Annotated in this window: 10 protein-coding genes and 4 pseudogenes; 6 read left to right on the top strand and 8 right to left on the bottom strand. The window is 70.3% G+C overall.

What is annotated here, in order from left to right:
• The first annotated feature begins 148 nt into the window (after positions 1–148).
• From L2X98_RS11120 to L2X98_RS11110, 3 genes and pseudogenes are all read left to right on the top strand, one after another.
• Positions 149–313 (top strand): hypothetical protein, encoded by a 165-nt coding sequence (locus tag L2X98_RS11120; protein ID WP_259610947.1) that lies wholly within the window; start codon positions 149–151, stop codon positions 311–313.
• Between the two features lie 98 nt (positions 314–411).
• Positions 412–975 (top strand): flavin reductase family protein, encoded by a 564-nt coding sequence (locus L2X98_RS11115; RefSeq protein ID WP_259610946.1) that lies wholly within the window; start codon positions 412–414, stop codon positions 973–975.
• A 139-nt stretch (positions 976–1114) separates the two neighbouring features.
• Positions 1115–2119, top strand: a pseudogene (locus tag L2X98_RS11110) (MFS transporter); the annotation flags it as partial.
• 157 nt (positions 2120–2276) lie between these two features.
• Here L2X98_RS11110 and acs read toward each other — a convergent pair.
• The 5 genes and pseudogenes from acs to L2X98_RS11085 all read right to left on the bottom strand — a co-directional run bounded on the left by acs (position 2277) and on the right by L2X98_RS11085 (position 7281).
• Positions 2277–4211: an acetate--CoA ligase gene (gene acs / locus L2X98_RS11105; protein WP_259610945.1), complete on the bottom strand. Its 1935-nt coding sequence runs from the start codon at positions 4209–4211 to the stop codon at positions 2277–2279.
• A gap of 52 nt (positions 4212–4263) precedes the next feature.
• A complete protein-coding gene (locus L2X98_RS11100) occupies positions 4264–4899 on the bottom strand; it encodes an acetate uptake transporter (protein ID WP_259610944.1) in 636 nt (211 codons plus the stop codon).
• A gap of 47 nt (positions 4900–4946) precedes the next feature.
• Entirely contained in the window at positions 4947–6194 is a 1248-nt protein-coding gene (locus tag L2X98_RS11095) for an aminotransferase class I/II-fold pyridoxal phosphate-dependent enzyme (RefSeq protein WP_354002751.1), read from the bottom strand.
• A gap of 8 nt (positions 6195–6202) precedes the next feature.
• Positions 6203–6430, bottom strand: coding sequence for a hypothetical protein (locus L2X98_RS11090; protein WP_259610943.1), 228 nt, complete (start codon positions 6428–6430; stop codon positions 6203–6205).
• 94 nt (positions 6431–6524) lie between these two features.
• Positions 6525–7281, bottom strand: a pseudogene (locus L2X98_RS11085) (MerR family transcriptional regulator).
• Positions 7282–7512: 231 nt separating this feature from the next.
• Here L2X98_RS11085 and L2X98_RS11080 point away from each other — a divergent pair.
• Both L2X98_RS11080 and L2X98_RS11075 read left to right on the top strand, forming a co-directional pair.
• Positions 7513–8350: pseudogene (locus tag L2X98_RS11080) on the top strand (DUF4097 family beta strand repeat-containing protein); the annotation flags it as partial.
• Positions 8351–8371: 21 nt separating this feature from the next.
• Entirely contained in the window at positions 8372–8998 is a 627-nt protein-coding gene (locus tag L2X98_RS11075; RefSeq protein ID WP_259613288.1) for a PadR family transcriptional regulator, read from the top strand.
• 30 nt (positions 8999–9028) lie between these two features.
• Here the strand turns inward: L2X98_RS11075 and L2X98_RS11070 are convergent, their stop codons facing one another.
• Complete coding sequence (locus L2X98_RS11070) at positions 9029–9565, bottom strand: universal stress protein (RefSeq protein WP_259610942.1); 537 nt, start codon at positions 9563–9565, stop codon at positions 9029–9031.
• A 163-nt stretch (positions 9566–9728) separates the two neighbouring features.
• Between L2X98_RS11070 and L2X98_RS11065 the strand changes: the two genes are divergently transcribed.
• Positions 9729–9938 carry a DUF3073 family protein gene (locus L2X98_RS11065; RefSeq protein ID WP_259610941.1) on the top strand — a complete coding sequence of 70 codons (210 nt, stop codon included), beginning with the start codon at positions 9729–9731 and terminating at the stop codon, positions 9936–9938.
• A gap of 20 nt (positions 9939–9958) precedes the next feature.
• On the opposite strand, the pseudogene purF reads toward L2X98_RS11065, so the two are convergent.
• Together purF and purM are read right to left on the bottom strand one after the other, a co-directional pair.
• Positions 9959–11420: pseudogene (purF, locus tag L2X98_RS11060) on the bottom strand (amidophosphoribosyltransferase).
• Between the two features lie 6 nt (positions 11421–11426).
• Positions 11427–12557, bottom strand: a complete 1131-nt coding sequence (purM, locus tag L2X98_RS11055) for a phosphoribosylformylglycinamidine cyclo-ligase (protein WP_259610940.1) — start codon at positions 12555–12557, stop codon at positions 11427–11429.
• Positions 12558–12590 lie beyond the last annotated feature (33 nt).

Raw genomic sequence — 12590 nt, 5'->3', positions numbered from 1 at the left:
ATATGTGCGTTCGCCGCGAGCCCCCGTCCCGGCCGGGCAGCCCGGTTCTCCCCCGCTTCGGTGCGCCCCCTTGCGGGGAGGGTCCGGGTTTGCCACGGTGGGTCCAGACCGCGGATCCGTTCCGCGGACGGAACGAGGAGATGCTGCTATGAACATCGCCCTGATCATCATCATCGTGGTCGCGATCATCGTCGCGATCGTCAGCGGACTGAACGCCGCGCTGCAGTGGCTGCTGTGGGTCGCGCTGATCGTCGGGGTGATCGCCCTGATCGCCTTCCTGTTCCGGGTGATCAGCGGCCGCAACCGCACCTGACGCCGCATCTCCCCCGGCGGAACGTCATGTTCCGTCATCTGCGGTCATGCAGTGACAGGGAGGCCGCAGGCGGCGCGCGACCGGAATAGCGTCCTGCCATGGCCTCTCCTGCTGCGCGTCCCGGACCGATCATCGATCGCGCCCTCGGGATGTCGCTGTCGGCGGCCGAGTTCAAGGCGCTGTTCCGCGGCCATCCCGGCGGCGTGGCGGTGATCACCGCCGACGCGGGCGACGGGCCGGTCGCGCTGACCGCGACATCCGTCGCCTCGGTGAGCGCCGAGCCGCCGCTGCTGATCTTCTCGATCTCGGGCCAGTCCTCGGCATCCCCCGTGCTGGCGCGTGCCGAGACGGTCATCGTGCACCTGCTGGATGCGCACGATCTGCCGCTGGCCACCCTGGCCGCCACCAGCGGCGTCGACCGGTTCGCCGACGCCTCGGCCTGGTCGCGTCTGACCACCGGTGAGCCGGTCTATCACGGCGTGCGGGCCTGGGTGCGCTGCGCGGTCATCGGGCGGATGGATGCCGGCGGCTCGACCGTGATCGCCGCGCACGCCCTGCAGTCGCGGGTCTCGCGCGACGTCGAGCCGGGTGCCCACGGCGACGCGCTCGTCTACCACAACCGCACCTGGCATCGCCTGGGCGATCGGTCCCGGATCGACTGAGCGGGGCTCCGCTCCGGCGGATTCGCCGGGCCCCGCGGCCGGGGCATAGCCTGGCACGGTGCCCGACGCCTCCCTCTCCTCCCGCGGGGACGCGGTGGCCCGTTCCGGGCTGATCCTGGCCGGGGTCCTGCTGCTGGCGATGAACCTGCGCGCGGGCATCACCTCGGTCGGCCCGGTGCTGGGCGAGATCCGCGCCGACCTCGGGATCGGCGGGGCCGCGGCATCCTTCCTCATCAGCCTTCCGCTGATCGGGTTCGCCGTGATCTCGCCGATCGCCCCGCTGGTGGCCCGCCGCATCGGGCTGGAGTGGTCGCTCGGCGGCTCGGTGCTGGTGCTGGCGGGGGCCATCGTCCTGCGTTCGATGCCCGTCCCGGGCGCGATCTGGGTGGGCACCGCCGTGCTGGGCATGTCGATCGCGATGCTCAACGTGCTGATCCCGGCCCTGGTCAAGCGCGAGTATCCGGCGCGCGTGGGAGCGATGACCGGCATCTACTCGGCCGCGCAGAGCACGATGGCCGCGCTCGCGGCCGGGCTGGCGGTGCCGATCGCGGGGCTGACCCCGGCGGGCTGGCGGCTCTCGCTCGGCGTCTGGGCGGCGCTGGGCCTCATCGGCTTCGCCGTGTTCCTGCCGCAGATCCGGCGCCGGCACGATCGGGCAGCGGATGCCGCGGCCGTGGCCGCGGCGGATGCCCCGGCCGCCCCCGCGCAGGTCGGATCGATGTGGGGCTCACCGCTGGCCTGGTTCGTGACGGTGTTCCTCGGCCTGCAGTCCACGGTGTACTACACGGTGATCACGTGGTGGCCCACGATCGAGCACGATGCCGGGGTGAGCGTCGCGACCGCGGGCGTGCATCAGTTCGTGTTCCAGGCGTTCGGCATCGCCGGGAGCCTGTCCGGCGCGTGGCTGCTGCATCGGTCTGCGAGCCAGAGCGGACTGAACGCCGTGCTGGCGGTGGTGGCGATGCTGGGCATCGTCGGCCAGATGCTGCTGCCCGCGCTCGGTCTGCTGTGGGTGATGCTGCTGGGCATCGCCGGCGGCGCGGCCATCACCAGCGCGCTGTCGCTGTTCGGCCTGCGCACGCGCAACCACCATCAGGCCGCCGCCCTGTCCGGGATGGCGCAGTCGATCGGGTACCTGCTGGCCTCGCTCGGACCCGTCCTGGTGGGTGTGCCTGCACGATGCGACCGGCTCGTGGACCATCGCCCTGATGGTGGTGGTGATCGGCATCGTCGGCATGTTCTTCTCCGGCATCCTCGCCGGCCGCCCCCGCTTCGTCGGCGACCGGCCCCGCTGAGCCCGCTCACTCCTCCTGGCTGGCCATCGCCGCCGCACGACGCTGGATCTCGTCCACGACGGTCGGGTCGGCCAGCGTCGTGGTGTCGCCCAGCGTGCGGTTCTCGGCGACATCCTTCAGCAGCCGCCGCATGATCTTGCCGGACCGGGTCTTGGGCAGCTCCGGGGTGAACACGATGTTCGCCGGCTTCGCGATCGCGCCGATCACCTTCGCGACGTGGTCGCGCAGCTCGGACGCCTTCGCGGCGTCGCCCTCGACATCCCCCTTCAGCGTGACGTAGGCGACGACCGCCCGGCCGGTGACCTCGTCGGGCCGGCTGGTGACGGCCGCCTCGGCCACTTCGGGGTGGTCGACGATGGCGCTCTCGATCTCGATCGTCGAGAGCCGGTGCCCCGACACGTTCATGACGTCGTCGATCCGGCCCATCAGCCAGAAGTCGCCGTCGGCGTCGACGCGTGCGCCGTCGCCGGCGAGATAGCGACCGGGGAACCGGCTCCAGTACACCTGCTCGTACCGCTCGTTGTCGCCGTACAGGCCGCGCAGCATCGACGGCCAGACGCTCGTGAGAGTCAGGTAGCCGGCGGCGCCTCCCGGCGCGATGGCGTTGCCCTCCTCGTCGAGCACCTCGGCGGTCACACCGGGGAACGGGCGCAGCGCGGCGCCCGGCTTCAGCGTGGAGATGCCGGGCAGCGGCGTGATCATGATCATCCCGGTCTCGGTCTGCCACCACGTGTCGACGACCGGCGTGCGCCCGCCGCCGATGGTGTCGCGGTACCAGATCCACGCCTCGGGGTTGATCGGCTCGCCCACCGAGCCGATCACCTTCAGCGAGCTCAGGTCGTGCTTGTCGGCGTACTGCGTGCCCCACTTCATGTGCGTGCGCACGGCGGTCGGGGCGGTGTACAGCACGGTCACCCGGTAGCGCTCGATGATGTCCCACCACCGGTCCCGCTCGGGGAAGTCGGGGGTGCCCTCGTACATCACCGAGGTGGTCGCGTTCACCAGCGGACCGAACACGATATAGCTGTGCCCGGTGATCCAGCCGATGTCGGCCGCGCACCAGTACACGCTCTCCGGCTTGATGTCGAAGACGTAGCTGTGCGTGGTGGACGTGCCCAGCAGGTAGCCGGCGGTCGTGTGCATCACGCCCTTGGGCTTGCCCGTCGTGCCGCTGGAGTACATCACGAACAGCAGATCCTCGCTGTCCATCTCGGCGCACGGACAGGATGCCGCATCCTCGCTCTGCCCGGCGATCACGTCGTGCCACCAGAGGTCTCGATCCTCGGCCATCACCACGTCGTTGCCCGTGCGGCGCACCACGATCGTCGTGGTCACCGACGGGCATCCGGCCACCGCCGTGTCGACGTTGGACTTCAGATCGACCACCTTGCCGCGCCGCCAGGAGCCGTCCTGGGTGATCACGTGCGTGCACTGCATGTCGTCGATGCGACCGGCCAGCGAGTCGGGGCTGAACCCGCCGAACACCACGGTGAACGGCGCGCCGAGGCGGGCCAGTGCGAGCATCGTCACGACCAGTTCGGGCACCATGCCCATGTAGACGGCGACGTGCGTGCCGCGGGTGATGCCGGCGCTGCCGAAGCCGTTGGCCGCGCGCACCACCTCGCGCTGCAGATCGGCGTAGGTGATCGTGCGCTTGTCGTCGGCCGGCTCCCCTTCCCAGTAGAACGCGACCTTGTCGCCGATGCCGGCTTCCACGTGCCGGTCCACGCAGTTGTAGCAGGCGTTCAACCTGCCGCCGGTGAACCAGGTGACGTACGGGACGGCGCCCTCCTTCAGCGCCGTGAACGGGGTGGACCAGCTCAGCCGGTTCCGCGCCTCGGTCTCCCAGAACTCGTCGGGGTCGCGGTCGTAGATGTCGGGCCGGGCGTTGGCCTGCTCGGCGAGCTCGGCCGGCGGCGGGAAGGTCCGCGCCTCGTGCATCAGGTTGGCGATGGTGCTGCTTCATCAGACATGTCGATGTCTCCTTCCGCGGTCAGCGCGCAGCCGGCGCGAGCGGCCACAGCGGGAGCAGCGTGCGCTTGTAGGTGAAGTTGGTGACGGTGGCGAACGAGCCGTACCAGGCGAAGATCGCGGTGATGATCCCCAGCCAGCCGCCGATGATCGTCCAGGTCGACGATCCGGCGAACTCGCCGGCCGCCAGTGCGAAGTAGGTCAGCGTCAGCGCGATGAACACCAGGAGCACCACGAGGTTCGTGCGGCTGGCGGCGATCGCCATGTACAGCGTGAAGATCCCCCAGGCCAGGAGGTAGATGCCGATCGCCGATCCCGCGCTGTCGGCCGGCAGCTTGGTCGCCGTCAGCAGATACCAGAACGACATCCAGAATCCGCCGTACGAGCAGAACGCCACCGCCCCGAACGTGTTGCGGTTCGCGAACTCCCACAGGCCGGCCAGGATCTGCACGGCGCCGCCGTAGAACAGGGCGAGGCCGAGCACGACGCTGGAGGCCGCTTCGGGGAACCATCCGGCGTTGAAGCTGCTGAGCACGAACGTGGTCAGCGCGAACGCGGCGAGCCCCAGACCGGCCGGATCGCCGAACGCGGCCGGCGGCGGGGCAGGGATGTGGCCCTCGGGAACGTGTGAACGCAGCGGTTGTTCTGATGTTGACATGATGACAACTCCTCATGCCGCCGGCGCCGTCGCCGGCGATCCGACCGTCACGCTACTCCTGTGGCGCAGGCGTGTACCAGGGGTGGTGAAAGCCACAGCAGAGTCATATAGTCCGCGACGCGGTCGGGGCTCAGCGGGCGGACAGGGCCTGGCCCATCCGCTCGATGGCGGCGCGCAGGATCGGGCGGGGTGTCGCGAAGTTCAGCCGGAGGTGCCCGGCGCCGACCTGCCCGCAGTCCGCGCCGTCGGTGCACGCCACCTGCGCCCGCTCCAGGAAGAAGGCGGCGGGGTGATCGCCGAGGTCGAGCGCGCGGCAGTCCAGCCAGGCCAGGTAGGTGCCGTCGGGCGGGCGGTGGACGACCCCGGGCAGATGCTCGGCGACGAGCTCGGCGAGCAGCCGGCGGCTGCCGTCGAGGTAGTCCAGGACCTCGGCCAGCCACGGGCCGCCGCCGGCGTACGCGGCCGTGTTGGCGAGGATGCCGGGGATGCTGGCCCCGTGCTCGATGAAGTGCGCCTTCGCGGAGTCGGCCCAGGCCGCGGCATCCTCGTCGTTGGAGAGGATGAGCTTGCGCGCACTTCAGCCCCGGCAGATTCCATGCCTTCGAGGCGGATGCCGCGGTGATCGTGTGCGCGGCGGTCATCGGCGAGACCGACGCGTACGGAGTGTGGCGGGTGCCTTCGTACACCAGCGGCGCGTGGATCTCGTCCGAGAACACCCGCCCGCCGTGGCGCTCCACGATCTCGGCGACCGCCCCCATCTCGTCGGGCCGGTACACGCGGCCGACCGGATTGTGCGGGTTGCAGAGGATGAGCATGCCCCCGCCCGCGGCGAACGCGCGGTCGATGCCGTTCAGATCGAGCACGAGCTCGCCGTCCTCGAGGAGCATCGGAACCTCGATGACCTCGCGGCCGACCGTGGCCGGGACCGTGAGGAACGGCATGTAGGCGGGCGTGGGCAGGATGATCGCGCTCCCGGGAGCGGTGAACAGCTCGATCGCGGCGGTCAGCCCGGTGAGCACGTCCGCGAGGGGACGCACGCGCTCGGCCGGAACGTCCCAGCCGTAGCGGTCGCGCTGCCAGGCGGCGCAGGCCGCGGACAGCGCGTCCACGATGCGCGGCGGCGGGTAGCCGAACAGTGCGTCGTCGACCGCGCCCTGGACCGCGGCGCGCACCGGCTCGGCGACGCCGAAGTCCATCTCGGCGACGAACATCCCGGTCGCCTCGGGGTACAGCGACCACTTCATGCCGCCGATCTCGCGCAACCGGTCCTCGGTGGTCGCGTCGAACGCTGTCATCTCTGCCGTCATCCCTGCTGTCTCCTCGTGGTCGGCGGCTCGGGCACGCGGATCGCGGCGGTCACGGCATCCAGCGGCACCTCGACGAGGCCGCGGCGGGTGTCCACCACGCAGGTGTCGTCGGTGATCTCGCGCAGGTAGCCGAGTGCGTCCGTGTAGCCGCTGTCGATGCGGCGGCGCACCGTCACCCGGGTGCCGGGTGCGCACGCGCGCAGGAATTCGACCGGGTCGCCCATAGGTCTCAGCCTACGGGCGGCCCGGTCGATCGGCGGCGGCGGACGGCCCGGGGTCACCGGTGATGTGCCGTGGCGCTACAGGTGCGCCTCGGGATTACAGGTGCGCCTCGGCGTACACGCGCAGCGCATCGCGCACCAGGGTGGCGCCGTCGAGCCCGCCGTAGTTGGCGGCGAACCGCGGGTCGGCCACGTACATGTCGCCGAGCCCGGTGACGTATCCGCGGACGTCGCCGCCGGGGGTGCCCGCGGGCGTGCCGGGGATGCCGATGAGCCACTGCACGTGCCGCTCGGCCAAGGCCTGGGCCTCGGCGCTGTCCGGGGCGATGCCGCGGGCCGCGGCATCCGTCCAGTCCCGGCCCAGGTCGCGGGCGCGCCTGCCACGCGGTCCTCTCGTCGGCGCTCAGGCCGCGCCACCAGGCGTCGCTGCGCGCGTACGCGTCGGCGCCCCAGCGGGTCTCGACCTCTTCCCGGTACTGGGTGTGGTCGAATCCGTCGAACATCTTCTCTGCCATGGGGGTCTCTCCTTCGGTCAAGGCGTGGATGGTGGAGGTGACGGCGGCGATGCGCCGGGCCAGCCGGTCCTGCTCCTGCCGCAGCAGGGCCAGGTGGGTGGTCAGCGCGTCGGTCTCGCTCGTCTGGCGGGCCAGGACGTCGGCGATCTGCGGCAGTCCCAGCCCGAGCTCGCGCAGCGGCAGGATGCGCTGCAGGCGCACGAGCGCGCCCTCGTCGTACCGGCGGTAGCCGTTCGAGCCGATGCGGGTCGGGGCCAGCAGCCCGATGTCGTCGTAGTGACGCAGCGTGCGGCTCGTCGTGCCCGCGAGCTTCGCGACCTCCTGGATCGACCAGTCCATGCCCCTCCTCCTCGCCGTGCCCTCGACGCTAAACCTTGCCGCAACGTCAATGTCAAGCCCGCGAAATCGTACGATTTGGCCGAGTGCACATCAATTTCGGTCCAGGGTGATGTGCAGCCGGCCAAATCGTACGATCCCGCGAAGGGAACGGGGGGGTGGTGGGACGCGATATATCGTGTTAGGGTCGGTGAACGCGATATATCGCGAAGTGGAACCAACCGGGAGGAACCCATGACCCTTGAGAAGTGGCTCATCGAGCCGGGGCAGACGCGCGTGATCGACATCGAAGACGTACGCAAGCTCAAGATCAGCCTCGTCGGCGGGCAGGTGGATGTCGTCGCGCACGACGAGCCCGGCGCCCGGATCGAGGTGCACGCCGTCACCGGCAAGGAGCTGCGCGTCGAAGTCACCGGCGACACCGTCGAGATCGACCATCCTCAGCTGCGCTGGGACAACTTCCTCGAGGTGTTCCGCAACTTCGGCTCGGGCGGGCCGAAGGCCGAGATCAGCGTCGCCGTCCCCCGCAGGCATCGCCCTCACCCTCGGCGTGGTCAGCGCCAGCGCGCTCGTGACGGGCATCCGCAACGACGCCAAGCTGAACACCGTCTCGGGCGACATCATCGTGGACGGCCTGGTCGGCGACCTGGGCGTGAACGCCGTCTCCGGCGACGTGCAGGTGCGCGGCCTGACCGGCACGCTGTCGGCCAACAGCGTCTCCGGCGACGTCGCCGCGACCGGCAGCATCCGCAAGACCGTGATCGACACCGTTTCAGGCGGGATGCTGGTGGACTCGACCGGTGAGGTGCACCAGGTGAGCCTGAACACGGTCAGCGGCGCGTCAACGGTGCGGCTCGACGAGGACCTGGCGGTCAAGTACGCGGCCCGGTCGGTGAGTGGACGCGTCCTGGTCGACAACGTCGTGCGCTCGGGCAGCGGGTTCACCACGAACTTCACCGGCTCGACCGGCGAACTGTCCGGCTCGTTCGCGGATGTCCGGGTCAACTCGGTCTCGGGTGACCTGACGGTCGTGCGGCGGCCCGCGCCGGACGGCGGCGCGAACCCGGCCTCGCAGCACGAGGAGCAAGCTGTGATGGCCCCGGTCTTCTCGCACGGCGACCTGCGGCTGTACCTGCTGAACCTTCTCGATGAGGAGCCGCGCCACGGCTACGACCTGATGCAGGCGCTGTCGGATCGCACCGGCGGGACGTACACGCCCAGCGCCGGGACGGTCTACCCCCGCCTGGCCAAGCTCGAAGAGGAGGGCCTGGTCACCAAGGCGGTCGACGGCCGCAAGACGGTCTACCGCATCACCGACGCCGGCCGCGCCGAGGTGGCCGCCCGTTCCGGCGAGCTGGAGGGCATCGAATCGCACCTCGCCGATTCGGTGCGTCTGATCGCGGACGAGGTGCGCGGCAGCGTGCGCGCGGCGATGAAGAGCCTGCGTGCCGATCTGGCCGCCGCCACACAGGAGGAGCGCCGGACCGGCGGCTCCGCCGGCGCGCCGGCCGGAGCATCCCGCTACGACGATGCGCGCGTGATCAGTCGCGAGGCAGCTCAGCGGGCGGATGCCGCGGTCAACGGCTTCCGGGCGCAGGTGCGCGCCGAGCTGCGCGGGCATGTGGCGCGGGGCGGCGAGCTGGCGGCGTCCGTCGTGGACGAGCTCGGTCGCGCCCTGGACGAGGTGAGCCGCACGATCTCGCGCGACCTGCGTCGGTAGGCGTCGGCCGGTGTCGTCAGCGCCGGCCGGTCACCAATCGAAGTCCTGGTCGTCCGGGATGATCTCACTGATCGGCACCACGAGCACGGGCCGGGTCTGACGGTGCGCGAGGCGGACGGCGACCGACCCGGTGAAGAACTCCCGGATCGACTCGCCGATGCCGCCCTTGCGGGTCCCGACCACGATGAGCCGGCCGTGCACCTCGTCGGCGAGCTTCTTGATCGCCAGCGCCGGGTCGCCGACCAGCTGGCGGAACGACCACGGCACGCCGCAGCCCTCGAGCGCCGCGGTGGTCTCGCTCGTGAGCTGCTCGACCTCGCTCTCGCGACCGGCGATGCTCAGTTCCAGCGGGGCGGTCTGCACGAAGCCGTCGGGGTCCTCGTAGGCCACGAACCGGGTGACGTCGACGTTCACGACCAGCAGCGGAGCGCCGAAGGCCTTCGCATAGCGCGCGGCCTCCTTCACGACGCGCGGCGGCTCTCCGGGGACGACGCCGACGATCACCGCACCCGTGAGCGCGGGGTCGACGGGACCGTCGGCGGGGACGTCGGATGCCGCTTCGGACATATATCGCTCACCTCTCGTATCGGCCGGACGAACACCCTGCCAGGACAGGGCCGGTCATCGCCCCGCGTGTTATCCTGAATGCTACTCTTACCGGTTTGAAGCCGGATATCGTGAACGCGTCGGGCCATGCACTGCCCGCGACTTGACCATGAGGGGGTCTCGCATGGGGCGTGGCCGTCAGAAGGCGAAGCACACCAAGATCGCCCGGGAACTCAAGTACGACACCTACTCTCCGAACTTCGGGGCGCTGGAGCGCGAGCTCGGCCATCCCGACGGCTCGGAGAACGAGTACGTCGACAAGTGGGCCGACGAGTACGGTGACGAAGACGAGGACGAGGCCGACCCCTCGTACCCTCAGCGCCAGCAGGCCTGAACTGTCGGCGGCCGCGGACCTCAGGACTCCTGCGAGCCCTCGACCCAGGCCAGGTATTCGTCGGTGACCGTCCCGGTGATGTAGCGACCGTCGAAGCAGCTCATGTCGAGGTCTTCGATCTCGGAGCCCTCGAGGATCGCGGCGCGCAGATCGTCGATCTCCTGGAAGACCATGTAGTCGGCACCGAGCTCCTCGGCGATCTCGGGGATCGTGCGCCCGTGCGCGACCAGCTCGAGCCGGGACGGCATGTTGATGCCATACACGTGCGGGTATCGCACGGGCGGCGCAAGCAGAGGCGAACGTGACCGATTCTGCCCCGGCATCCCGCGCCATCTGGATGATCTGCTTGCTCGTGGTGCCGCGCACGATCGAGTCGTCGATCAGCAGCACGTTCTTGCCCTTGAACTCGCTGGACATCGCGTTCAGCTTCTGTCGCACGCTCTTCTTGCGCACCGCCTGCCCGGGCATGATGAACGTGCGCCCCACATAGCGGTTCTTGTAGAAGCCCTCGCGGTACTCGATGCCGAGCTTGCGGGCGACCTGCATCGCCGCCGGTCGCGCCGAGTCCGGGATCGGCATGACCACGTCGATCTTCTCGCGCGGCACGTGCTTGGCGATCGTGTCGGCCAGCCGCTCCCCCATCCGCAGCCGTGATTCGTACACCGAGATGCCGTTCATCACCGAGTCGGGGCGGGCCAGGTACACGTACTCGAACGAGCACGGGAACAGCTGCGGGTTCGCGGCGCACTGCCGGGTGTGCAGCTGTCCGTCGAGGTCGATGAACACGGCTTCGCCAGGCTCGACATCCCGCACTACCTCGAAGCCGGCGTTCTCCATCACCAGCGACTCACTGGCCACGATCCACTCGTACCCGCCGCCGGCCGCCTCGCGCACGCCGAGGATCAGCGGACGGATGCCGAACGGATCGCGGAACGCGAGCAGTCCGTAGCCGGCGATCAGCGCGATGGCCGCGTACGAGCCCTCGGCCCGCTCGTGCACGCGGGTGACGGCCTGGAACAGCTCGTCCGGTCCGAGCTCGAGACCCGAGATCGAGGACTGCAGCTCGTTGGCCAGCACGTTGACCAGCAGCTCGGTGTCCGAGCTCGTGTTCAGATGGCGCCGGTCCTTGTGGAACAGCTCGTCGGTCAGCTCACGGGTGTTGGTGAGGTTGCCGTTGTGCACCAGCACGATGCCGTAGGGGGCGTTCACATAGAACGGCTGCGCCTCTTCCTCACTGGATGCCGTGCCCTTGGTCGCGTACCGGCAGTGCCCGAGTCCGATGTTTCCCAGCAGGGTGCGCATGTCGCGGGTGCGGAAGCCCTCGCGCACCATGCCCTCGGCCTTGTGCAGGTGGAACACGCCCGACGGCTCGGCCGTGGCGATGCCGGTCGAGTCCTGGCCGCGGTGCTGCAGGAGGAGCAGCGAGTCGTAGATGTCCTGATTGACCGGGCCGCGCCCGACCATGCCGACGATGCCGCACATATGCTCTTACTTCGCCCCGTCTTCCGCGTCGTCCGCGTAGCTGCCGACCAGCCGCACCGCGCCGCCGTCCACGCCCTTCGCGCCCTGGCTGAACTGCCCGGCCGGGCGCGCGCCGTCACCGACCACGCCCACCTGCCAGGTGGCGATCCCCGCCGCGGAAAGGGCGGATGCGGCATCCGCCGCGGTCGCCGCGTCCACGACCGCGAGGAACCCGATGCCGAGGTTCCAGGTCTCCTCGGTCGCCTGCAGCGCGATGTCGCCCAGCTCTGCCAGCACCCGGAAGACCGGCGCCGGCGACCAGGTCGCCCGATCGAGCTCGACCCAGGTGCCCTGCGGCAGCACGCGCGCGAGGTTCGCGGCGATGCCGCCCCCGGTCACGTGGCTGAGGGCGTGGATGCCGTCGCCGAACTGATCGATCAGCGCCAGCAGCGGGCTGGTGTACAGGCGCGTGGGCTCGAGCAGTGCCTCACCCCAGGTCGTGCCCAGGTCGGCGGAATGCTGCCCGTACGAGATGCCGGCACCGGCGGCGATGTGGCGCACCAGGGAGTATCCGTTGGAGTGCAGTCCGGAGGATGCCAGGGCCAGCACCGCGTCGCCGGGGCGGACCCGGTCCGCACCCAGCACGCGGTCGGCCTCGACCACGCCGGTCGCGGCCCCCGCGACGTCGTAGTCGTGCGCGCCCAGCAGGCCCGGGTGCTCGGCCGTCTCGCCGCCGACCAGGGCCGTCCCGGTGAGCTCGCAGCCGCGCGCGATGCCGGACACGATGTCGGCGATGCGCTCCGGCACGACCTTGCCGCAGGCGATGTAGTCGGTCAGGAACAGCGGCCTGGCACCGACCACCACGATGTCGTCGACGACCATGCCGACGAGGTCCTCGCCGATCGTGTCGTGCTTGTCGAGCGCCTGGGCGATGGCGACCTTGGTGCCGACGCCATCGGTGCTCGAGGCCAGCAGCGGACGGGTGTATCCGCGCAGGGCGGACGCGTCGAACAGCCCGGCGAAACCGCCCACGCCGCCCATCACCTCGGGGCCGTGGGTGCGGCGGACGGCCGACTTCATCAACTCGACCGCGAGATCACCGGCGGCGGTGTCGACTCCGGCTTGGGCATAGGGATTCGCAGAGGGGGATGCGGCCACGTGACCAGCCTACCGGCGCGGTGGCTGGACGGA

Source organism: Microbacterium elymi (assembly GCF_021582895.2).
Lineage (GTDB): Bacteria > Actinomycetota > Actinomycetes > Actinomycetales > Microbacteriaceae > Microbacterium > Microbacterium humicola.
The sequence above is the reverse complement of the archived record's forward strand: the minus strand, read 5'-3'. Positions and strand labels throughout refer to the sequence as shown.